General features: G+C 61.9%; 15 protein-coding genes and 1 tRNA gene. 12 read left to right on the forward strand and 4 right to left on the reverse strand.

The genetic code is table 11. The features are described from left to right. The coding region (locus tag NZ740_09750) for a S8 family serine peptidase (GenBank protein MCS6772291.1) at window positions 1–2,717 on the forward strand (2,717 nt) is incomplete at its 5' end. Between the two features lie 235 nt (window positions 2,718–2,952). Here the strand turns inward: NZ740_09750 and NZ740_09755 are convergent. After that, the gene (locus NZ740_09755) at window positions 2,953–4,215 is read right to left on the reverse strand and encodes a lactate racemase domain-containing protein (protein ID MCS6772292.1); all 1,263 of its coding nucleotides are present in this window, start codon (window positions 4,213–4,215) and stop codon (window positions 2,953–2,955) included. A 57-nt stretch (window positions 4,216–4,272) separates the two neighbouring features. Next, entirely contained in the window at window positions 4,273–5,799 is a 1,527-nt protein-coding gene (locus NZ740_09760) for a hypothetical protein (GenBank protein MCS6772293.1), read from the reverse strand. A 152-nt stretch (window positions 5,800–5,951) separates the two neighbouring features. Here NZ740_09760 and NZ740_09765 point away from each other — a divergent pair, with 152 nt between their 5' ends. The 9 genes from NZ740_09765 (at window position 5,952) to NZ740_09805 (ending at window position 16,447) form a co-directional block, all read left to right on the forward strand. Beyond that, the gene (locus tag NZ740_09765) at window positions 5,952–6,773 is read left to right on the forward strand and encodes an SDR family oxidoreductase (protein MCS6772294.1); all 822 of its coding nucleotides are present in this window, start codon (window positions 5,952–5,954) and stop codon (window positions 6,771–6,773) included. Window positions 6,774–6,778: 5 nt separating this feature from the next. Next, a complete protein-coding gene (locus NZ740_09770) occupies window positions 6,779–7,786 on the forward strand; it encodes a LacI family transcriptional regulator (protein MCS6772295.1) in 1,008 nt (335 codons plus the stop codon). Between the two features lie 2 nt (window positions 7,787–7,788). Continuing rightward, on the forward strand, window positions 7,789–9,228 hold the full coding sequence (gene uxaC / locus NZ740_09775) for a glucuronate isomerase (protein ID MCS6772296.1): 1,440 nt from the start codon (window positions 7,789–7,791) through the stop codon (window positions 9,226–9,228). Next, window positions 9,225–10,307: a PfkB family carbohydrate kinase gene (locus tag NZ740_09780; GenBank protein ID MCS6772297.1), complete on the forward strand. Its 1,083-nt coding sequence runs from the start codon at window positions 9,225–9,227 to the stop codon at window positions 10,305–10,307. The genes uxaC and NZ740_09780 overlap by 4 nt, the downstream gene beginning before the upstream one ends. 28 nt (window positions 10,308–10,335) lie before the next feature. Next, window positions 10,336–11,796 (forward strand): decarboxylating NADP(+)-dependent phosphogluconate dehydrogenase, encoded by a 1,461-nt coding sequence (gene gnd, locus NZ740_09785; protein ID MCS6772298.1) that lies wholly within the window; start codon window positions 10,336–10,338, stop codon window positions 11,794–11,796. A 148-nt stretch (window positions 11,797–11,944) separates the two neighbouring features. Continuing rightward, on the forward strand, window positions 11,945–13,627 hold the full coding sequence (gene recN / locus NZ740_09790; protein ID MCS6772299.1) for a DNA repair protein RecN: 1,683 nt from the start codon (window positions 11,945–11,947) through the stop codon (window positions 13,625–13,627). A 228-nt stretch (window positions 13,628–13,855) separates the two neighbouring features. Then, window positions 13,856–14,176, forward strand: coding sequence for an HPr family phosphocarrier protein (locus NZ740_09795; protein MCS6772300.1), 321 nt, complete (start codon window positions 13,856–13,858; stop codon window positions 14,174–14,176). Window positions 14,177–14,258: 82 nt separating this feature from the next. Next, window positions 14,259–15,695: an RNA polymerase factor sigma-54 gene (gene rpoN / locus NZ740_09800; protein MCS6772301.1), complete on the forward strand. Its 1,437-nt coding sequence runs from the start codon at window positions 14,259–14,261 to the stop codon at window positions 15,693–15,695. Window positions 15,696–15,745: 50 nt separating this feature from the next. Beyond that, window positions 15,746–16,447, forward strand: coding sequence for an HAD hydrolase-like protein (locus NZ740_09805; GenBank protein ID MCS6772302.1), 702 nt, complete (start codon window positions 15,746–15,748; stop codon window positions 16,445–16,447). Between the two features lie 126 nt (window positions 16,448–16,573). Here NZ740_09805 and NZ740_09810 read toward each other — a convergent pair. Together NZ740_09810 and NZ740_09815 are read right to left on the reverse strand one after the other, a co-directional pair. Further along, window positions 16,574–16,650: transfer RNA gene (locus NZ740_09810), tRNA-Val, on the reverse strand. Between the two features lie 108 nt (window positions 16,651–16,758). Next, window positions 16,759–17,574: a sigma-70 family RNA polymerase sigma factor gene (locus NZ740_09815; GenBank protein MCS6772303.1), complete on the reverse strand. Its 816-nt coding sequence runs from the start codon at window positions 17,572–17,574 to the stop codon at window positions 16,759–16,761. A 355-nt stretch (window positions 17,575–17,929) separates the two neighbouring features. Between NZ740_09815 and mnmE the strand changes: the two genes are divergently transcribed. Together mnmE and NZ740_09825 are read left to right on the forward strand one after the other, a co-directional pair. Beyond that, window positions 17,930–19,300, forward strand: coding sequence for a tRNA uridine-5-carboxymethylaminomethyl(34) synthesis GTPase MnmE (gene mnmE / locus NZ740_09820; GenBank protein MCS6772304.1), 1,371 nt, complete (start codon window positions 17,930–17,932; stop codon window positions 19,298–19,300). A gap of 1 nt (window position 19,301) precedes the next feature. Then, window positions 19,302–21,209: a tRNA uridine-5-carboxymethylaminomethyl(34) synthesis enzyme MnmG gene (locus tag NZ740_09825; GenBank protein ID MCS6772305.1), complete on the forward strand. Its 1,908-nt coding sequence runs from the start codon at window positions 19,302–19,304 to the stop codon at window positions 21,207–21,209.

The raw sequence follows: 21,209 nt of genomic DNA on the forward strand, positions 1-21,209 counted from the left end.
CGGCGGGTCTGGGGTTGCCGAATCATTGGGTGGCCCGAGCGGTAGACTCTGCCGGGGCGCTCGAATTGGTGGAGCGGTTGCGAGGTGTGCCGGGTGTCGTATCGGCCGACCCCATCCTCGCGCGGCGGCAAGCGAAGAAATTTTTTCCGAATGACACGTACGCGACGAACCAGTGGCACTTGAGGAATACGGGGCAATTCAATGGTGTGTCGGGGATGGATGTGCGGATTACGAACGCATGGGTCAATTACCGAGGATCCAACATCATCATCGGCATCGTCGACGACGGTCTTGAGCTTGCGCACCCCGACCTTGCTGCCAACATCGCGACGGGGTTGAGCTGGGATTTTAGAAACGGCGACCCCGATCCTTATCCTGATACATCCGATGACGCACACGGCACGGCCTGCGCGGGCGTGGCGGCCGGCGTCGGAAACAATGGGGTCGGCATCAGCGGCGCCGCGCCGCAGGCCAAAATGGCCGGGCTCAAATTGGTGGGCTTTGCGCAAACCGACGGCGAAGAGGCCGGCGCGATCACGACCAACAACCATCTGTTTCATATCAAAAGTAACAGCTGGGGGCCGCCGGATACGGGGAGCAGCGTAGAGGGTCCGGGTCCGTTGATGGCGGCTGCGCTGTCAAATGCCTGCGTTTACGGCCGGGGCGGGCGTGGAATCCTATTATTTTGGGCCGCCGGTAACGGCAGGGAATCGGACGACAATTCGAATTTTGATGGCTACGCCAACTCAATCTACACGATCGCCGTGGCCGCGATGGATATCCGCGGAACCCAGTCGTATTACAGCGAGCCCGGGGCCAATATTGTGGTTTGCGCGCCGTCGAGCGGATACAATTTGTCGCTGGATGAGGTCGGCATTTGGACGACGGACCTGACGGGTTCGGGTGGCTATAACGACGGCTTCATGGCCGGTGAGCCGCCCGATCCTGACTATGTAGCCTCCTTTGGTGGTACCTCTTCGGCAACGCCGCTCGCCGCAGGAGTCGGAGCCCTCATCTTGCAGGCGAATCCATTTCTCGGCTGGCGGGACGTCCAGGAGATTTTGATCCGCACCGCGACACGGAACGATCCGACAGATCCCGATTGGCGGGCGAATGGCGCCGGATTTTGGTTTAATCACAAATATGGAGCGGGCCTCATCAACGCGAGCGGCGCGGTGGCGCGCGCGCTCGTGTGGTCGAATCTCGGACCCCAATTCGTCGTCGTCACCAACCAAACTCACACCAACTTGATCCCGGACAACAATTTCTCGGGCCTTACTCGGTCTTTTGTGGTCACCAACAATCTGCGCGTCGAACATGTTGTTGCGACCATCAGCGCCGTCCATCCCTATCGAGGTGATCTTCAGATCGAGTTGGTGTCGCCGTCGGCCATGACCAGTGTTTTGGCCACGGTACGGCCATCAGACGACGGCAACGACCTTAACCGGTGGCGATTCATGACCGTGCGCCATTGGGGCGAGAATGCGGCCGGTACGTGGACGCTTCGCGTGTCGGACCGAAGCGCGGGAGATGTCGGCTCCCTCACATTTGCCGGCCTGACCCTCTATGGGACGATTGGGCCGGTTGCGTCGAATCGACCTCCGCAACTGATGCCTATCGATCCCGTCTACGTCTTCGTGACCAATCCGCTTGCATTCGGCGTATTTGCGTCCGATCCCATCGACGGCGATCCCATCACGCTAACCGCCAGCAACCTTCCCCCGGGCGCATCCTTTAGTGCGACAGGCGGCGTCGGGACGTTCCACTGGCCCATTGCGGCTCCTCTGGGAAATTATCAGGTCGTCTTTCGGGCCTCAGACAAAGACGGGGCTGTCACACAGTCGGTCGCCATCACGGTCGGGATCCCGCCGGGTGGGATCTCCGAAGTGATCGATTTCGAAGGGCCGGGCGAGACCAAGCCGGCCTACGCCGCCGGAACCGTCACGCTCAGCGGACGCCCTTGGCTTTTGTCGGATACGCTCATCGGGACCTCCGCAGAGGACCGTCTGAATGACAGCCGTGCCGCTCGGTTCCGCACAAATGGCACCATGACCGCGCAGACGGATTTCACGAATGGAGTCGGTTTCGTGGCGTTCTGGCACGCAAAATACGGTTCGGATGCCGATTCGCTGGTCGCGCTCGACTACAGCACCAACAGCGGAATCGCGTGGATCAACGCGGGTACGGCGGCTGTGAATTCGGTCGAATTGAAATTGTTTGAGGCCAACATTTCCCGCGCCGGCCCGGTTCGCCTCCGCATCCGCCACGCTGGGCCGCCCGGTTCGAACCGCCGCTTTAATGTGGACGATATCGTTGTCACGACGTTTTCGGACTTCGCCGATGCGGATGGCGACGGCATGAATGATTACTGGGAGCTTTCGTTTTTTGCCAGCTTGACGAACCTGCATGCCGCCGGCGACTGGGATGGCGACGGCTTCAAAGACATAGACGAATATCTGGCAGGAACCGTGCCTACGAATCCGGCATCGCTTCTGGTTGCTACGAGTGTTAGCGGCGCACTGAGCGGAGACGCGATCGTGGTGCGTTGGCAGAGCGCGAGCAACAAAATCTATCGGATTTCGCGATCCACGAATCTGCTGGGGGGCTTTACCGTGCTGGCCACGAACCTTGCGGCGACCCCGCCAGAAAATGTCTACACAGATGCAGCGGCGCCCGCCGCTCAGGCCATCTATCGGATCGATACACGAGGGCCCTAGCTGGACCCCCTTCTCGCCACCTGATTGAAGCACGACCGCGGGTGGGCCGCCTCGATGCTGGACCTTTCCCAAATTGCGCTGCTCAGACCGGCGCGTCCAACGTCACGAGATGGACGACTCTCGGCGGATATGGCGACAAGCCGTTCGGCGCAAGGCGATCGGACTTCGTAGCTGCATCGCGGCGACGGACACAATTGCAAGCTCTTTGAGCGTAGTCCTGCGCTCCGGACTCGGCTTATTCGTCTCGGAGCCGATAGAGAATCTCTCCCGCATTCGGGACGTATAAAACCCCATCGTCCTCGCGGTCCATAAATTCCTCGAAGCGTATTGAAGCGGGATCGCGATAGCCGAGATTGATCTGCCGGCATTCCTCTTCCGGTATTCCGGTTGCCAGCACAACGTTGACATACGGCCGCTCGACGCCGTCGACGTATTCGCCATCGCCTTTGACGTGGGTGGAATGGGCCAAGATTCCCCACGGGTGGTGTTTGAACCGGTCCCATTGCGCGAGAAAATAATCGCGGACGTGATAGCCGATCTGGCGGATCAGCGCGCCGTGAACGGCAGAAATTTCGCGGATGTGGGGAGCGTAGATGATCAATTCGCCGCCGCGTTCGACCACCGGCTCGAGCTTGTACATGCATTTGCCGCCGACCCAGAGCTCGTCATACATCTCCGGGGCGCAGGACAGGACGGTGTGAAACGCGCGAGGCATCCTGCGCACGTGGATCTGCGCGGACAATTCCGCCGCCCGTCTCCACGCGTCCTCAGGCGTGCCGAAAAACAGCCCGGCCAGTCCGCCGCTGTGTTTGTCGACAACCATGCACAGTGCGCGCCGCTCGACCGGTAATAGCGCGGCCGCGCGATCGAGCACGCGGCGCACGGGCGTGTCCATTACCCCGATGATCCGGCGGTTGGTAATTACCGCCCCAAGCCAGTGGAAGAAGTGGAGAAAGGCCGGACCGCTGATGCCCGGGAACAGATACTTGTTACCGCCGGAGAAGCCGACTACCTCGTGCGGAAACACCGGACCGACGACCAGCACCAGGTCGTGCTGCAGCACCGCGCGGTTCACCTGCACGTCCACGGCCATATTGAACCGCCCCTCCGTGGCACTTGCGATGGTCGCTTCATCGAGTCGGCCGACCGTCACGAGAGCGTTGGGATCGTCCCACGCGTGATTGAGGAGCGCTACGCGGCGGAACTCGCCCGCTGCTTCCGCCTCTGTGAGCCCCAGTCGCTTGAGCATGGCCTCGCGGGACATCGGCGGATGGGTCCCAAGCGCAAACAGGACCGTAAGGCAACGGGCGCGGCCCATCAGACGCTTATGCAGTTCGCGGAAGACAAGGTCCAACGGACAGGAGCGCGTGCCATCCGGCACGAGAAGCACGATCCGGCGGCCATCAGGCTTTATTTGCTCGACCGCCTCATCCAGGATCGAAGCGAGTTCGGCGTGCGATAGGACCGGCGGAGCCTCGAGGGAGGCGACAGCGTTCATAGGGCACATGTATCTCCGCGGCCCTCCAAAGGCAAGTCGAGAAGCGCGCCCCGCTGATCACGATCCGACGCCGCCCTGTTGCAAGCGCGGGTCTTCGCGGTCGTCGAAATGCAGGGGTGTGTGGATCGTGACGGGCGACCACCAAAGCGCCGCGGTTTTTTTCGCGGAATGATAGAGCGGCGCCGACACGATCGTGCGGGGGCCGGGCTCGAGGTCCATTCGGTCGAGCCACCGCTCAAACGGCAGGCGCGCACGGTCCTCGGCGCGCCCGATGAGCAATCCACTCCCGCGCGGAGGCGGGCCGGCGTGTGGCCGGTCGTAGACAAAAATTCGGGCGCCGGGAAACGCGAGCCGCGCGGATCCGGCGACGAGGACGCTGTCGGCGATGATAAAATCCGCCGGTTCGGCTGCGGATGCGATTGCCCGCAGAAGGTCCGGATACGGAAGGTTACGGCGATTGTGTGTGCCCCATGCGTCCGCCCAGACGACGCGGGCGGGTAGCCCGATTCCCACGACGAGGGCGACGGCGAAACCCGCCACTATGTATCGCATAGCTGCCGACCGCGGCAGGTGGGCCAACGCCGCGCCGGCGAACAGAGGTGTAAAAAAGAAGATCGGCCATAGCCACCGTTCGCGCACTTCCGATACACCGGAGAGGGCCGTTAAGCCTAATGTGAGGGCCAGTGCGGCCGTCAGCAAACCTAACAGGGGGCGCAACTCCCGACCGGCGCACGTCCGCCGCGCGAGCGAGAGAGGATTCGGAAAACCCGCGGCGAGCCAAATCCCAAGCACCGGGACCATCATGGCGGCGATTGCCCCCGCGGCGTCCACCAGCCCCGTCCCCCATCTGCCATCCCCCCATTCAAACTTATCCGCGCTTTCGAACAGGAGGGATTCCTCGCGTGTGGCGGCTGCTAGGTGCGGCAGGACCAAGACGGCGCCGATGCCGACCGCCGCTAAGTGAGAGAGCCTTGCGAAGGTACCGTGCCGCGCTGCGGCCGGCCGCTGCGCCCACCACCACGCGAGGGCAAACAGCAAGAAGTTGTATTTGGAGAGCGTACCCGCCGCCAGCCACGCGCCGTTCCGGAATGCCTCGGCCCATGGGCGGCGCGGCTCGATGGTCAGGCATCGCAGGAGCCAAGCCGCGCAGGCGGTCGCCAGCACCGAATGGCTCAGGTCCCTTTGCGCTTCCCAAAGGACTGTTGGCAGCCAGAACACGCCGGCCAGCACGCCCGCCAATTGAATGGCGCTGAATCCCATCCGCCGGCCGGCCGACAACAGGGCGCCGGTCGCAAGGCTAAGGAGAGCGGCCTTCAGCAGGTAAAGCGGCAGCAGCGATCCTTCGGTCAGGATCCAAAGGCAACGGACAATCCACGTGTATAAAGGCGGTTGCGATCCGTACACCCACGCAAACCGGTCGGATTGCCAGACCTGCTCGGCCAGGTCTAATTCCATGCCCGGCGACGCGGCGAACAGAAGAAGCTGAACCGCCGTGAAGTAGGCAACCTGCCCTACCTGCAGGAGGCGGTACACCGCGGGGGGGCAGATATCCTTGGGGCTTGTCAACTCGGGGGCTGGAGACACACTCGAGACATCGGTGGCGCGTTGCGCCGCTTACATGGAACATGGAACCGGCTGTCCGGGCAACAAAAACCGCGCCGTGCGGCATCTGTGCCAGGCATGGAATCTCAATCGTTTGAGTTGACACCGCCCGAGGATTTATCAAGGATGTGTTTATGGAGGCCGATCCGTTGTTTGACATAAGCGGGCGGGTTGCGCTGATGACCGGCGCGGGCGGGGTGCTGATGCGGTCGCTGGCCGTCGAATTGGGCCGCCGGGGCGTCAAAGTCGCCGCCCTGGGGCGCACGCCGGATAAATTGGAGACTGTCGTGCGGGAAATTCGCGAGGCCGGCGGCGAAGCGGTTGCCGTGCCCGGCGATGTGTTGCAGCCGGACTCGATGCAAGCAGCCGTAGCGATGACGATCAGCCGATTCGGCGCCGTCGACTTCCTGGTCAATGGCGCGGGCGGCAACCAACCCGCCGCGACCACATCCGCTGAGCGGACATTTTTCGATCTGCCCCCCGATGCGCTTCGAAATGTCGTCGACCTCAATCTGCTGGGCACGATTATTCCCTGCCAGATCGTGGGCCGGCACATGGCGGAGCGCGGACAAGGGGTCATCCTGAACGTCTCGTCGATGAGCGCGATCCGGCCCTTGACGCGGGTTGTCGGCTATGGCGCGGCGAAGGCGGCTTTAGACAATTTTACGCGCTGGCTGGCCGTCCATCTGGCCCAGACCTATTCCGCGGCGATCCGCGTCAATGCGATCGCGCCGGGATTTTTCCTGACGGAGCAGAACCGGTTTCTGCTCACCCAGCCGGATGGCGGCCTGACCGACCGGGGCCGCCAGATTTTGGCGCACACGCCTATGAATCGGTTTGGGGCGCCGGAGGACCTGCTCGGCGCGGCGATCTGGCTGTTGTCGCCGGCATCGCGATTCGTGACGGGCACCGTGGTGGCAGTGGATGGCGGATTTTCCGCCTATTCAGGGGTTTAAACGACGTGCGCGTGACGCAGAAGGACATTGCGCGGCGGCTGGGCGTCTCCACCTCACTGGTGTCGCGTGTGTTGAGCGGGACGGCCGAGTCGATCGGCGCCAATCCCGGAACAATTGCCCGGATCCGTAAAGAGGCCGAAGCGCTCGGATATGCGCCCAGCGCTGCGGCGCGCCAGCTCCGCGGTCGGGGACCGGGGTTGATCGGTGTTGTGGCTGCGGACCTCGAGGACCCCTTCTTCGGTCCTCTCGCGGCGGAGGTTGCGCGGCAGGCCCACGCGGCGGGCTTTGCGCTGACTTTGGTAGGTGTGGATCGGCGCGTGCCCGATCCATCGGATATTCACGCCCTGCTTCAATACCACCTGGAGGGCCTCCTGATTCTGGGCGGTGGGCCGAATGCCTGGGTGGCGCCGTTCCTCGAGCGGCGAATTCGGGTTGTCCGGATCGGCGTGGGCGAAGGCGCGCCGCACATCGCGCAGGTGGCGGTGGATGAAATCGCCGGTTTTGCCGCACTGATCGACCATCTGATCGACAAGGGGCACCGTGACTTTGCGTTTGTCGGGGCGGACGTCCCCTCGCACCGACGGCGGCGAAATCTGGTCCGGGCGCTGTTGCGCAAGCGCCGGCTTGCGCTGCCCGCCTCGCGCGCCGTCCTGCCGGACTCGGATGTGTTGGAGGCCGGCGCTCGCGGCGGCGAAAAGCTTGTCCGCGCAAACAGCGACCAGTGGCCCACCGCGATTATCTGTTCCAGCGACGCCGTCGCGCTGGGGGTCCTGAGGTCCGTTGCTTCGGTCGGTTGGCGGGTGCCCGACCACGTGTCCGTCACTGGGTTTGACGACCTCGCTCTCGCTCGACTGTCGAATCCGCCGTTGACAAGTGCCCGGCAACCGATCGACAACATGGTGGCGGATGCGCTTCGGATGGTCCGTGAGGGCGCGCCCACGGGGGTCTCGCGCCTGCACGCGCCGATCCTGGTCGTGCGCGGATCCACCGATTTCGCTTGCCGCACTACATGACCATGGCTTCGACGCGAGCCCGCTTTCCCGGACGCCATTTTTTATTGGAAACGCCGCTGGCCCGCCGCCTGTACCATGAGGTGGCTGCGCCACTGCCGATTATTGACTACCACAACCACCTCCCTCCGCGCGAGATCGCGGAGAACCGCCGCTTCGAAAACCTCACGCGGCTCTGGCTGGCAGGCGACCATTACAAATGGCGGGCTATGCGGACGCTCGGGGTCCCGGAGCGCTTCATCACGGGCGACGCGTCCGACTGGGAAAAATTTGAACGCTGGGCAGCCTGCGTCCCGCTCACGGCCCGCAATCCCCTCTATCACTGGACCCACATGGAGTTGCAGGACCCGCTGGAAATTTTTGTGCCGCTGAATGCCGTCACGGCCAGCCAGGTGTGGGCGCAGGCGAACGAGAAGCTGGCCGATTCCTCGTATTTTGTCCGAGGGCTGCTCAAACGAGCCCGCGTGGAGGTCCTGTGCACGACGGACGATCCGGTCGACGACCTCGCCTTTCACAAGCGCGTGGCGGCGGAGGCGCCAGGCTTCCGAATGTTTCCGACCTTCCGTCCGGATGCGGCCTTCGGCATCGAGGACACCCCCGCGTGGAACGCATGGCTGGACAGACTGGGCAACGCGGCCGGTCTTCCCGTCAACGATTGGGGTTCTCTGCTGGGCGCCCTTCGCCGTCGGGCCGAATTTTTCCACGCGGCGGGTTGCCGCCTCTCCGACCATGGGCTCGAGCACATGTATGCCGACCCCTGCCCTCCGGAGCGCGCGGACCTGCTGTTCCGGCGGGCGCGCGCCGGCGAGCGGCTCGATCCGTCGGAAGTACTCGCCTTTCGCTCGGCGCTGCTGTATGAATTGGGCGCCATGTACGCCGAGCTGGGTTGGACGCAGCAGTTTCACCTGGGCGCGCTCAGAAACGTCAATTCCCGCTTGCTGCGTGAGATCGGCCGTGACGCGGGCTGCGATGTGATCGGGGATTTTGAACAGGCCCGCCCCCTCGCGCGCGCGCTGGACCGCTGGGCATCCGCCGGCAAACTGGCCCGCACGATCCTTTACAATCTAAATCCGCGCGACAACGAGGTGTTCGCCGCCATGTGCGGCGCATTTCAGGACGGCGAGACCGCAGGCAAAATCCAATACGGCGCAGCCTGGTGGTTTCTAGACCAGCTCGACGGAATGACGAAACAAATCGAGGCGCTCTCGAACCTCGGTCTGCTGAGCACCTTCGTCGGCATGCTGACCGATTCCCGATCCTTCCTCTCCTTCAGCCGACATGCCTATTTCCGGCGTCTGCTCTGCAACATTCTTGCCGAGGACGTCCGGCGGGGCCGCCTGCCGCGGGACCAAAGCCTGCTAGAACACCTTGTCCGATCGATTTGCTACGAAAACGCGATCCGCTTTTTCCGTTTCCCTGAAAAGCCCAAAAAGGAGGTCCCATGAACCAAGTATTGCAGATCCCGCCGTCCGGCGCTCTGGATTTCCTTGCGCTGGGGGCTCTTGTGCATCGGCTCGATCCCGGCATCGTTCCTTTCCGGAAAGCCACGCAGTGCGCGATTCACGTGAGCGGCGGCGAATACAACGTAGCTGCCAACCTCTCCGATTGCTTCCGGCTCAACACCGGGATCGTCACGGCGATGGTCGATTATCCCATCGGCGACCTGATCGCGGAGCGAGTTCGCGCGATGGGCGTCAAGCCGTTCTACAAACGCTTCAAGCACAACGGGGTCACCGGTCCCAACATGGCGACCGTCTACAGTGACCTGGGCCACGGCGTCCGGCCTCCTGTCGTGTTCTACAACCGCGCGAATGAGGCGGCCGCGATGCTGAAGCCGGGCGACTTCGATTGGCCCGCCATCTTCGGGACCGGCGTCCGTTGGTTCCACAGCGGCGGGATCTTTGCCTCGCTGTCCGAAACCACGGGCGAGCTCATCATCGAGGCTATGAAGGCCGCCAAAGCCGCCGGGGCGGTGACATCGTTCGACCTCAATTATCGCCAGAAGCTGTGGGACATTTGGGGCGGCCAGCAGAAGGCTGTCTCAGTTCTCGGGCGCATCGTCGAACATGTGGATGTCTTGGTCGGCAATGAAGAAGACCTCCAAAAAGGGCTCGGCATCGAAGGGCAGGACGTTGAAGTGAAGTCGAAGCTCGATCCCACCGCCTTCTTCGCGATCATCGAAAAGGCCGTCAAGCGGTTCCCCAACGTGAAGATCGTCGCCACGACCCTGCGCGAAGTCCATTCCACGAACCGCCACACGTGGAGCGCCGTTGCATGGATCGGCGGGAAAACCTACCAGGCGCCGACCTGTGAACTGGATGTCGTCGACCGCGTCGGCGGAGGCGACGGGTTCGCCGCGGGCTTTTTCTTCGGGTTGCTGACCGGTGCGGACCCTGCGGACGCCGTCAAACTGGGCTGGTCCCATGGCGCGTTGTTGACCACCTTCCCCGGCGACACCACGATGGCAACACTCGAGCAAGTTCGCGCGTTCGCAGCCGGCGGCTCCGCGCGCATCCAGCGATAACCCTCCAACGCGGAAAGGATCTCCCACCATGACTCAGCAGCTCGCAGATATCGGCGTCATTGGCCTCGCCGTCATGGGCGAAAACCTGATCCTCAACATGGCCAATCACGGCTTCACGGTCGCTGCGTACAACAGAACAACGTCTAAGGTGGACCAGTTCCTCGCCGGACGGGCACATGGCAAGCCGATCCTCGGCGCCCATTCCCTCGAGGAATTTGTCCGCCTGCTCAAGCGGCCGCGCCGGATTCTGATGATGGTTAAGGCCGGAAAGCCGGTGGACGAACTCATCCAGCAGCTCGTTCCTTTGCTGGAGCCCGGCGACATCCTAATCGACGGCGGCAATTCCCATTTTCCCGACACCGAGCGCCGCGTGAAGGAGGCGGAGGCCGCCGGCCTCCTCTATATCGGCACCGGAGTCAGCGGCGGTGAGGAGGGCGCGCTGCTCGGACCGAGCATCATGCCCGGCGGCTCGCGCGCGGCCTGGCCTCATGTGCAGCCAATTTTCCAGGCCATCGCGGCCAAAACGGACAAAGGCGAGCCGTGCTGCGACTGGGTCGGCGACGGAGGCGCGGGCCATTTCGTCAAGATGGTCCACAACGGCATCGAATACGGCGACATGCAGATGATCTGCGAGACCTACCACCTGATGAAGGTCGGCCTGGGCATGTCGAACCTCGAGATGCACGAAGTGTTTGCCGACTGGAACCGGGGCGAATTGAATTCTTATCTGATTGAAATCACGCGGGACATCCTCGCGCACCGGCAGGAAGATGGCACGTTCACAGTGGATCTCATTCTCGACGCCGCCGGTCAGAAGGGTACTGGAAAGTGGACCGTGGTGGCCGCGCTGGATGCTGGGCAGCCGTTGACCCTGATCGCCGAGGCGGTCTTCGCGCGTTGCCTCTCGGCGCTCAAGGAAGAGCGTACAGCCGCCGCGAACGTCCTGCCCGGCCCGGCGCCAGCGCGACTCCGGGGGCGACGTGAATCGTGGATCTCCGACCTCCGCAAGACACTCTATGCCGCGAAGATCGTTTCCTATGCGCAAGGGTTCCAGCTCATGCGAGCTGCATCCGCGGAATACGGCTGGAATTTGAATTATGGCGGCATCGCGCTGATGTGGCGCGGCGGCTGCATCATCCGCTCCGCCTTCCTCGGCGAGATCAAGAATGCCTTTGCGCGGAACCCCGATCTGGTGAATCTGCTGCTCGACCCGTTCTTCACTCGCGTCGTCAAGCGCGCGCAGAAGAGCTGGCGGAAAGTCATTGGCGCGGCCGCCAAACTCGGCGTGCCCATGCCCGCCATGTCGAGCGCACTGGCCTATTACGACGGCTATCGCAGCGCATGGTTGCCCGCCAACCTGCTGCAAGCGCAGCGCGACTACTTCGGCGCCCACACCTACGAACGGGTTGATAAGCCGCGGGGCGAATTCTTCCATACTAACTGGACGGGCCGCGGCGGCACCACGGCGTCCACGTCCTACACAGTCTGATCTGACCAGGCCGGCCGCGCCCGCTGTTGACGACCGCCCGCCGGACGTGGATCGAGGCGGGTTCGCGCAGCAGCGGCGCATACGCTCGCCTGCTTCTGCGAATTGGCCTCTGGCGCCCGGGCCTGCCCGCGCGTATTCTCGATGCGCGATGCTGCTGTCGTTGCGTGTCAGAAACCTCGCTCTCGTCGAAGAGGCCGCCGTGGAATGGGCGAGCGGCCTGAATGTGGTCACGGGCGAAACCGGGGCGGGCAAATCCATTCTGATCGGCGCTCTCCAATTGCTGCTTGGCGAACGCGCCGACAAAAAATGGATCCGCAGCGGATCCGACTATGCCCTCGCAGAGGCCGTATTCGACATTCGGCGCGCGCCCGAGGCCGCCGCCGTGCTCGAAGAACTCGGCCTACCCCCCGCGGATGACAGTCGGCTCGTCATCCGCCGCGTTGTGCGCGAAACGAGCGCGGGGCAGATTCTCATTAACGACTCGCCGGTTACCCTCCAGGCGCTACGGCGGTTGGGCGATCAATTGGTTGACATCCACGGGCCCTACGACCACCAGTCGCTGCTCGATCCGCGCTTTCAACTGGCTTTGCTGGATTCGTTCGGCGGCCTTCACGAGGCCCGCCGCGAATGTGCCGGAGCCTGGCAGCGCATTCTCGAGCTGGAAACCCAGCGGCGCGAGCTGGGGGGCAGCGACGAGGACGTGTCCGCGCGCATCGACCTGCTCCGGTTCCGCGTAAAGGAGCTGGAAGACGCCGCGCCCCAAGCCGGCGAAGACGAGGCCGTCGCCCGTGAACACGCCATCGCCAGCCAGGCGCAGCGGATCCTCGAACTTGGCCACGCGGCGCTGAACGCGTTGCAGGAGGGCGAGCAAAATGCCTTCGACGCGCTCGCGGCTGCTCAACGTGCGCTCGATGAGCTGTCCCGCCTAATGCCCGATGGCGCTGCGTGGCGCGAGGAGGCGCGCAACGCCGCGCGGCAGATTCAGGCCCTCGCTGAATCGATCCGCGCAAGCCTGGATCGCGTTGAAACGGACCCCGGCCGCCTCGCGTGGCTGGAACAGCGCCTCGCGACGTACCAGAAGCTCCGCAAAAAATACGGCGTCGATGCCGCGGGTCTTGTTCAAGTTCTGGAGGAGTCCCGTACCGCGTTGCGCGAGCTGCTGCGCCGCGATGAGCGCCTCGAGGAACTCGAGCAACGCATCCAGCAGGCGCGGGAAGCCCACCTTGCCGCCGCACTCGCCCTTCGCGCGCGCCGCAGGGACGCCGCGTCGGCCCTGGCTGCCGCCGTGACGCGACACCTTGGAGAGCTGGGCTTCGCTCGGGCCTCGTTCTCTGTGGAACTCGCCGACGCGCCGCCCGGGCCCACCGGCTGCGACGAAGTCTGTTTCGGCTTTGCCCCCAATCCGGGCGAGCCGAGAAAACCGCTCCGTGAGATCGCCTCCTCCGGCGAAATGGCCCGCGTAATGCTCGCCACGAAGGCCGCTCTCGCGCAGCACGATAAAATTCCCGTGCTGATTTTCGACGAGGTCGACGCAAATATCGGCGGCGAAATCGGGCTGGCGGTCGGTAAAAAACTCGCCGCGCTCGGGAAAAGCCATCAGGTCATCTGCATCACCCACCTTCCCCAAGTGGCGGCGCAGGGCAGCGCGCATTATGCCGTTTCCAAAACCATCCGCAACGGACGCACCGTTACCCGAGTCGAACGGCTCGACGAGGAGGGCCGGATTGCGGAATTGGCCCGTATGCTCGGCGGCCGGGATCACACCCGCGTCACGATCCAACACGCCCGGGAGATGTTGGCGGCCGCCCGCGGCGAAGGCCGACGGGCTTGATCCGGCGCGCCGCCTTGCGCCGGGCATTACGCGGTGGCGCGGACATTCCGCAGCCCGAAATTTCCATGGTCTGGAAATTCCATGGAATGGAAAACGCTCGCTGCCGTTTTTCCATACGATGGAAATGCGGATCCGTTGCTAAAGGTGGGTTGAATCCGGGCGCGGCCGAACCGACGGGTCAGGATTGCCACGCCGGCTTGCGAGGAATACACTGCCATCGTGGTTGAAATGCAGGCCATTGTACGAAACGCCGCCGGCATTCACTGCCGGCCGTCGGCGTGCATTGTGAAGGCCGTGATCGGGTATCCCGGTGAAATTCGCGTTTTGTCTCCGAACGGAGAATGCGACCCGAGGTCGATCATCGCGCTGATCAGCCTCGGGCTTGAGGAGGGGACGCCGGTGACGATCCGCGTCGAAGGGCCGGACGAGGAGGAGCAATGCCGGCGCCTCGTGGAATTGTTTGAGACGCATTTCGACTTTCCGGAGCGGAAACCGGGCGAAGATACGCAGGCGCTGCTGGGGGGCCTGCGCGCAGCCTCCGAGGGATAAGAGGTGCAGCCGCGCAAACGGAGCGCGGGCGCCGTTCTCTTCAGTTGTCTGCAGCGATTGTGAACGATAGATTTCTTAGGTTATGGCTCAACCGTTTATTAGCCTGACGCAGCAACAGCGGCTTCACATGACGCTGGCGCCCCAGTTGCGCCAGTCGTTGGAGCTTTTGCAGGCGCCGACGCTCGAACTCCGGGCGCTAGTCCGGCAGGAGGTTGAGCAGAATCCCACCCTGGAGGAACAGCCAATCGAGGATGCCGAGCCGCTGGAGGTCGAGCCGGCGGTGAACCAGCAAGTCGAAGCGGAGACCGGCATCGCGGATGAGTTTGAGAAATTGGCCCGACTGGACGAGGAGTGGCGCGACTACTTCCACCTCAACCAGTCGATGCCCCGCTATTCCTCGGAAGACGCCGAGCGCCGGCAGTTTTTTTTCGATTCGCTCTCGCAGCCGATCTCCCTGCAGCAGCATTTGATGAACCAGCTTGCGCTGACGGGCCTTTCCGAAGAGGAGCGACGGATTGGTGAGCTGCTGATCGGAAGCATCAATGACGACGGCTACCTCGCCGTGCCTCTCGACGAGCTCGCCCTGACGGCGGGGGCGTCGCCGGCCGAGCTCGAGCGGGTGCTGGGCATCATCCAGGAATTCGACCCCATCGGCGTGGGCGCGCGGGACCTAAAGGAGTGTCTGCTCATACAACTCCGGCGACTCGGCAAAGAGGATTCGCTCGCGTCTGAGCTCGTCCGCGGACACCTCGACAACCTTGGTGCGCGGCGCTATGCAGAGATCGCGCGGGCGCTTCAATGCTCGCCGGAGGAGGTGCAGAGCGCGGCCCGGCTCATCGCCACGCTGGAACCGAAACCGGGCCGCGCCTTCGCGCCTGAATCGCCGGCGTATGTCACCCCCGATGTGATCGTCGCCAAGGTTAACGGCGAATACATCGTGATCCTGAACAACGATCAGATCCCGCGCCTGCACATTAGCGAGCACTACCGGCAACTGATGAACGATGAGCAGACCCCGCCGGATGTGAAGTCCTACATCCGGGAAAAAATTCGGGCCGGCTTGTTTCTGATCAAGAGCATCAGCCAGCGCCAGCAGACGATTTACAACATCGCGAAAGAGATCGTCGCCGTGCAGCGCGACTTTTTTGAACACGGCGTGACGCATCTGCGGCCGCTGACCATGGCGCAAGTGGCGTCGGCTCTCGGGATCCATGAAACGACAGTCAGCCGCGCAATTTCCAACAAATACATGCAGACGCCGCGCGGCACGTTCGAAATGAAATATTTCTTCACGCCCGGTTACGTCACGGCGGACGGGCAGGCGGTTTCAAACAAAGCCATCAAAGACGCGATTGCCAAGATGATCGCCGAGGAGGATCCCGCCCACCCGCTTTCGGACCAGGACATTGCCAAACGGCTCGCCGAACAAGGGTTCAGCGTCGCGCGCCGGACCGTGGCGAAATACCGCGATGAGTTGAAAATTCTCCCGTCGCACCTGCGGAAAGGCGTTTCGCCATGACGGCGACGCAGGGCTCGCGCCGCCGGGTTTTGTCCTGACGGCCGCCGCTCATGAACCGGCTCATTCTGTTCGACATCGACGGGACCCTCCTGGATACGCGGGGCGCCGGCAAACGCGCCTTTGTGCGCGCGCTGCGCGAGGTGTTCTCGTTCAGGGAGGGACTCGATGAGATCCGATTTGCCGGCGCGACCGACCTCGACATTTTGGAAAAGATCGCGCGGCGCAACCATCACGCGCTGAGCCCGCGGGATCGGGAGACCTTTATGGCCGTGCTCCCCGATTTTCTTCGCGAAGAACTGAGCCGGGAACCCCCTCGTCTTTATCCCGGCGTTCGCGAGTTGCTCGAGGCTTTGGAAGCCCGTCCGCAAACCACCGTTGGTTTGGTGACAGGCAACATCGAGCCTTGCGCGTGGATCAAACTGGAGGCCTGTAGCATTCACGACCATTTCGAACTCGGCGCATTTGGCCACGAGCATGCCGATCGGCGGGACATTGCACGACTGGCCCTTGCCCGCGCCGTCGAGCACGCTGGGCCCTTTGAGGCTGTTTCGCTCATCGGTGACACGCCGTCTGACGTCGATGCGGCGCATCATATTGGCGCTCGCGCGATCGCGGTCGCTACCGGCGGCTATTCAATGGAGTCGCTTGTCGCGGCCGGCGCGGACGTGGTGTGGACGAACCTCTCGGAGATCGACCTGATTTTATCGAGCCTCTGGGGTACGGTCCGGGAGTCAGCGAACCCGCCGGGGTGATCTTCCGAGATTCGACGTATAGCGACCATCGGTAGGCAGGCCATCCATGGCGTGAATGCCAGAGCTATCCTCCGTGCTGGGATAGCGTTGAGGTTTGCAGTGGAGACGCGCGATGTCGCGCCGTTATGGTGGGCGATACTGGGCTCGAACCAGTGACCTCGTGCATGTGAGGCACGCGCTCTGACCAACTGAGCTAATCGCCCTATGGATTTCAATCTGCACATCGTCGAAGGAGTTTGTCAAGCGGTGCAACGCGCCGACTCGGACCGATCCAGGTGCGGTAGGTCCGGTCTCATTCGAAAACGGCGGCTTCAGTGGCTGGATGTTGCGGCGCCTTTAGCCGGTGTGGATTTCACTTCCGATTCCAAGCGGCGGATAAACTCTCGGATCTCCAGTGGCGCGGGCGCCTCTCCGAGCCGCTGGCAGAGATCGTGCTCGAGGTCCAATGTGGCGAATACAGATCGGCAGCGTTCGCACATAAGCGAGTTCTGCACCGGGAACGGTTCTCCCCGATCGAGCGCGGCCTGCTTGGCTTTGAGCAGATCCAGGCAAACCTGGCGGCTGTACAGCGGGGCCACTCCCGGCTTGGTGGGGAGTTTTTTGGCAAGCCGCGCGCGGAGCCGCATGCGCGCCCGGTGGAGGCGGGTCTTCACGGTTTGCGGTTTGATCCCGAGCACGCGCGCCGTTTCGTCGATCGACAAGCCAGCGATTTCCTTGAGGACCAGGACGAGACGAAACGGCTCCGGAAGTTTGAGGATCGATTCTTTGAGCTGCTCGAGGAGCTCCGGATCGGCATGTCCCTCGCTAGATCGGCGTGCCAGCTCATCGAGGTCAACGATCATCCGCTCGGCGAAAGCGGGATCCTCATCAATCGATTCGAAGCGTGCCGGTTGGCCGGCCCTGCGGCGACGCATCCGCATGCAGACGCGGGAGGCAATGCGGTATAGCCAGGTGTGGATGTCCGATCGGCCCTCGAACTGGGCGCGGTGGCGGTAGGCGCTGAGGATCGTCTCCTGGACCATATCCTGAGCGTCAGCATGACTCCCGCAAAATCCGAGGCCGATTCGGTACAGCCGCTCGGCGATCCGCTCCAAATTGTCTATGAAAGGGTCGCTGGATGAAGTCATGTCGGGGGATTACCGGGCGTCCAGTCGCAGGTCGTCCTCGTCAGGCGACGTGCACGGGGAACACTTTAGATCTATCTTGGATGTCTTCATGGAGATAATTGACTGCTTTTGGTCAGACCCAATCCTGTGACCCATCATCCGCAAATCCTCGCAGGAGTCGATACATTCAACACGGCCGGTTTGTCCTCCACATGGTTCCCAAAATTCATCATGCGAATAATACGGAGGCGTGCTCTCGGCGGGAAGATTATGAAGTAAAGTCTCAGGCAATTGGGCTGGGCGTTCGTCTTCCCAGTGAGAGGAAGCGGATCAATCCGATATGGTTTTCTCGGGTGGGGATTGTACTATCCATCAAATGATGTTTCAGGAGGGTGATACGATTGCGGCGATCGCCACTGCGCCGGGCGAGGGCGCGGTTTCGATCGTCCGGATCTCCGGGCCTCGGGCGCTCTTGATCGCGGATGAGGTATTCCGCTGCAAATCGCCAAGACCCTCCGAGCGGTCTGGCGGCACGTTCGTGTTTGGACGGGTGGTCGACGAAAGCGGCTCCATGTTGGACGAGGCCCTGCTTCTGATCATGAGGGCCCCTCACAGCTACACGCGGGAGGATACGGTCGAAATTCAGGGCCATGGCGGGACGGTGAACGCGCGTCGGATACTCGAGCGAGTGATTGACGCGGGAGCTCGCGTGGCTGGTCCCGGTGAATTCACTCGGCGAGCTTTTCTGAATGGGAGATTGGATCTCGTTCAGGCGGAGGCAGTTGCGGATATCATTCGCGCAAAAACCGAACGGGCGGCCCTAGCGGCAGTTCAGCAGCTCGAAGGGCGGCTTTCGATGACCCTTCATGAAGTGTATGAGCAGTTGTTATATTGTTCCGCTCAAGTTGAAGCCGCCCTCGATTTTGCGGATCAAGAACTCCCGAAAGATATATTGTATCCAATTCACAATCAACTATTTATATCAATTTCGAAGATGCGTTCGTTGTTGGAGACCTGGCGGGAGGGCCGGATTCTGCGGGATGGCGCGACGGTCGTAATAGCGGGCAAGCCTAATGTTGGAAAATCGACTTTGCTAAATGCATTGGTGGGAGCGGAACGGGCGATTGTCTCCCCTCACCCAGGCACAACCAGGGACACGATTCGGGAGACAGTGATATTAGAAGGATATCCGGTAACCTTTGTAGACACCGCAGGGATACGGCCCACATCGTGCGAAATTGAGCTGGAGGGAATCCGGCGGGCCGAAGATGAGCGGGCCGCTGCTGATCTTTGCTTGTATGTCATAGATGCCTCCCTCGGAATGGACGACGACGATCGGGCTGCGATCGAATCGATCCCGGAATCGAAGAGAATTGTGGTTTGGAACAAAATTGATCGGGTGCCGATTCCCCCGGTGGATCGTTATTCAGGTAGTTCAGTTCACGTATCGGCTCGGACAGGTGCCGGGCTGGATCGCCTGAAGACGGTACTGGTGGAGCGCTTAGTTGGAGGCATGGTCGAGCTGGCGCCACACTCAGTGATTTCCACCCGGCATCGTCAATTGCTGCAGGTTGCCGTCGAGCGATCAGAGACTGCCCTCCAAGAAATGAATCGCTCTGAACCGGCTCTTGACCTCGCGGCGACGAATTTGCGAGAGGCTACGGAATCGCTCGGGGCGATTACCGGGCGGGTTTATTACGACGACTTGCTGGATTCAATTTTTTCGAGGTTTTGCATTGGCAAGTGACATGGCAGAAGGGCGTAGCGAGTTTGATGTCGTCGTTATCGGCGGCGGACATGCGGGATATGAAGCCGCGCTTGCGTCGGCCCGGATGGGCTGCCGGACCGCGATGATTTGTTTGGATCGGCAGGCCATTGGGCGGATGTCTTGCAATCCTTCTGTCGGCGGAATCGGAAAATCCCATATCGTGGCGGAAGTGGACGCGCTGGGTGGCGAAATGGCGCGAAATGCGGATTACACAGGCATCCAGTTTCGCACGCTCAACAGCAAGAAAGGGCCGGCCGTCCAAGCGACGCGTCTTCAGTGCGACAAGGCGCATTTCCCGACGAGGATTCAACGTGTGATTGCCCAAACGCCGAACCTGTGGGTGATTGAATCCACGGTATCCTCCATTCGGGTGGCGAGCGGGCGCGTGACCGGAGTAGATCTGGAAGACGGAACGATAATCCATGCGAAGTCCGTGGTTTTGGCTACGGGGACATTTCTGTCAGGCAAGATTCACGTGGGTAAGACGAATTGGGCTGGCGGGAGAATTGGAGAAAAAGCGGCATATGACTTGAGTGCCTGTCTGAAGCGGCTCGGATTTCGTATGGGTCGCCTCAAGACGGGAACGCCACCCCGACTTCACAAGGATAGCCTGGATTACTCCAAAATGGAGGTTCAGCCCGGGGATGAACCTCCGCCGTTTTTGTCGTGGGATGCTCGCCGTGACTGGCAAATGTTCCACGTGGAACATTCCGATGCCGCCCCGATGTTCCACGTGGAACAATCCGGCGATCCCCTGCGACCTTGGCCTCCAGGCCGCTATCAGATGGTCTGCTGGCTGACGCGAACGAATGAACGAACGCATGATATCATCCGCCGTCATCTTCGAGACAGCGCCCTTTACGGCGGGATGATCGAGGGGACTGGTGTTCGTTATTGCCCATCGATTGAAGACAAAATCGTCAAATTTGCTCACCACGATTCACATCACATTTTTATTGAGCCGGAAGGCCGAACGTTGGTGGAAATTTATCCGAATGGAACATCCAACAGCCTCCCCGAAGACGTGCAAGTTGAGATGATTCGAAGCATCGAGGGGTTGGAGCGAGCGGTATTCCTTCGTCCGGGATATGCCATCGAATATGATTTTTCAGATCCCACGCAGCTCCACGCCTCGCTCGAAACCAAAGAAATCGAAGGCTTGTTTATGGCCGGCCAGATCAATGGCACCACGGGTTACGAAGAGGCTGCGGGTCAAGGATTCGTGGCCGGCGTCAATGCGGCTCGAAAGGCGCAGGGGCTTGCGCCTGTGATCTTCAATCGGCTGAATTCCTATCTCGGGGTCATGATTGACGACCTTGTCACGAAAGGGGTCGACGAGCCCTATCGAATGTTCACATCCCGAGCTGAGCACCGACTTTTGCTAAGACAGGACAACGCCTGGCTTCGCATGGAACAGCAGGCTCGCGAAATCGGGATCGTCTCTGAGCAGCGGCTCTCGGAATACCAGGCCCTCCGGCAAGAGATCGAACGCGAGAAGTCCAGATTGCAGGCGACGTTCGTATCGGGAGCGTCGTTGTGGCAGCTTCTCAAGCGACCGGATGTGACCTATGACAAGGTCGTGAATGGGTCCGCGCGCGTCAGCGCCGAGGCGGCCCAGCAACTGGAGATTGATGCGAAATACGAGGGTTATATCGTTCGGGAACTTGAAAGGATTCGCCAGCTCGAAAAGATGGAGACCACGCCCATCCCAAATCATATCGATTACCATTCCATCACCGCTCTCCGATTCGAGGCCCGAGAGAAACTAACCCGAGTGCGTCCCGAAACCCTCGGCCAAGCCTCGCGCGTTCCGGGTGTCAACCCCGCTGACGTGGCCATTCTGTCCGTATGGATCGAAAAGCTCCGGAAGCAGTTTTCGGTTGAATAG

It is taken from the genome of Kiritimatiellia bacterium, from assembly GCA_025054615.1.
GTDB lineage: Bacteria > Verrucomicrobiota > Kiritimatiellia > CAIVKH01 > CAIVKH01 > JANWZO01.

Excerpts from the sequence above, each read along its gene's own strand:
- NZ740_09755 (MCS6772292.1), bottom strand. The coding sequence starts at position 4,215 with ATGAACGCTGTCGCCTCCCTCGAGGCTCCGCCGGTCCTATCGCACGCC.
- NZ740_09765 (MCS6772294.1), top strand. The coding sequence starts at position 5,952 with ATGGAGGCCGATCCGTTGTTTGACATAAGCGGGCGGGTTGCGCTGATG.
- uxaC (MCS6772296.1), top strand. The coding sequence starts at position 7,789 with ATGGCTTCGACGCGAGCCCGCTTTCCCGGACGCCATTTTTTATTGGAA.
- NZ740_09780 (MCS6772297.1), top strand. The coding sequence starts at position 9,225 with ATGAACCAAGTATTGCAGATCCCGCCGTCCGGCGCTCTGGATTTCCTT.
- gnd (MCS6772298.1), top strand. The coding sequence starts at position 10,336 with ATGACTCAGCAGCTCGCAGATATCGGCGTCATTGGCCTCGCCGTCATG.
- recN (MCS6772299.1), top strand. The coding sequence starts at position 11,945 with ATGCTGCTGTCGTTGCGTGTCAGAAACCTCGCTCTCGTCGAAGAGGCC.
- NZ740_09795 (MCS6772300.1), top strand. The coding sequence starts at position 13,856 with ATGCAGGCCATTGTACGAAACGCCGCCGGCATTCACTGCCGGCCGTCG.
- rpoN (MCS6772301.1), top strand. The coding sequence starts at position 14,259 with ATGGCTCAACCGTTTATTAGCCTGACGCAGCAACAGCGGCTTCACATG.
- NZ740_09805 (MCS6772302.1), top strand. The coding sequence starts at position 15,746 with ATGAACCGGCTCATTCTGTTCGACATCGACGGGACCCTCCTGGATACG.
- NZ740_09815 (MCS6772303.1), bottom strand. The coding sequence starts at position 17,574 with ATGACTTCATCCAGCGACCCTTTCATAGACAATTTGGAGCGGATCGCC.
- mnmE (MCS6772304.1), top strand. The coding sequence starts at position 17,930 with ATGATGTTTCAGGAGGGTGATACGATTGCGGCGATCGCCACTGCGCCG.
- NZ740_09825 (MCS6772305.1), top strand. The coding sequence starts at position 19,302 with ATGGCAGAAGGGCGTAGCGAGTTTGATGTCGTCGTTATCGGCGGCGGA.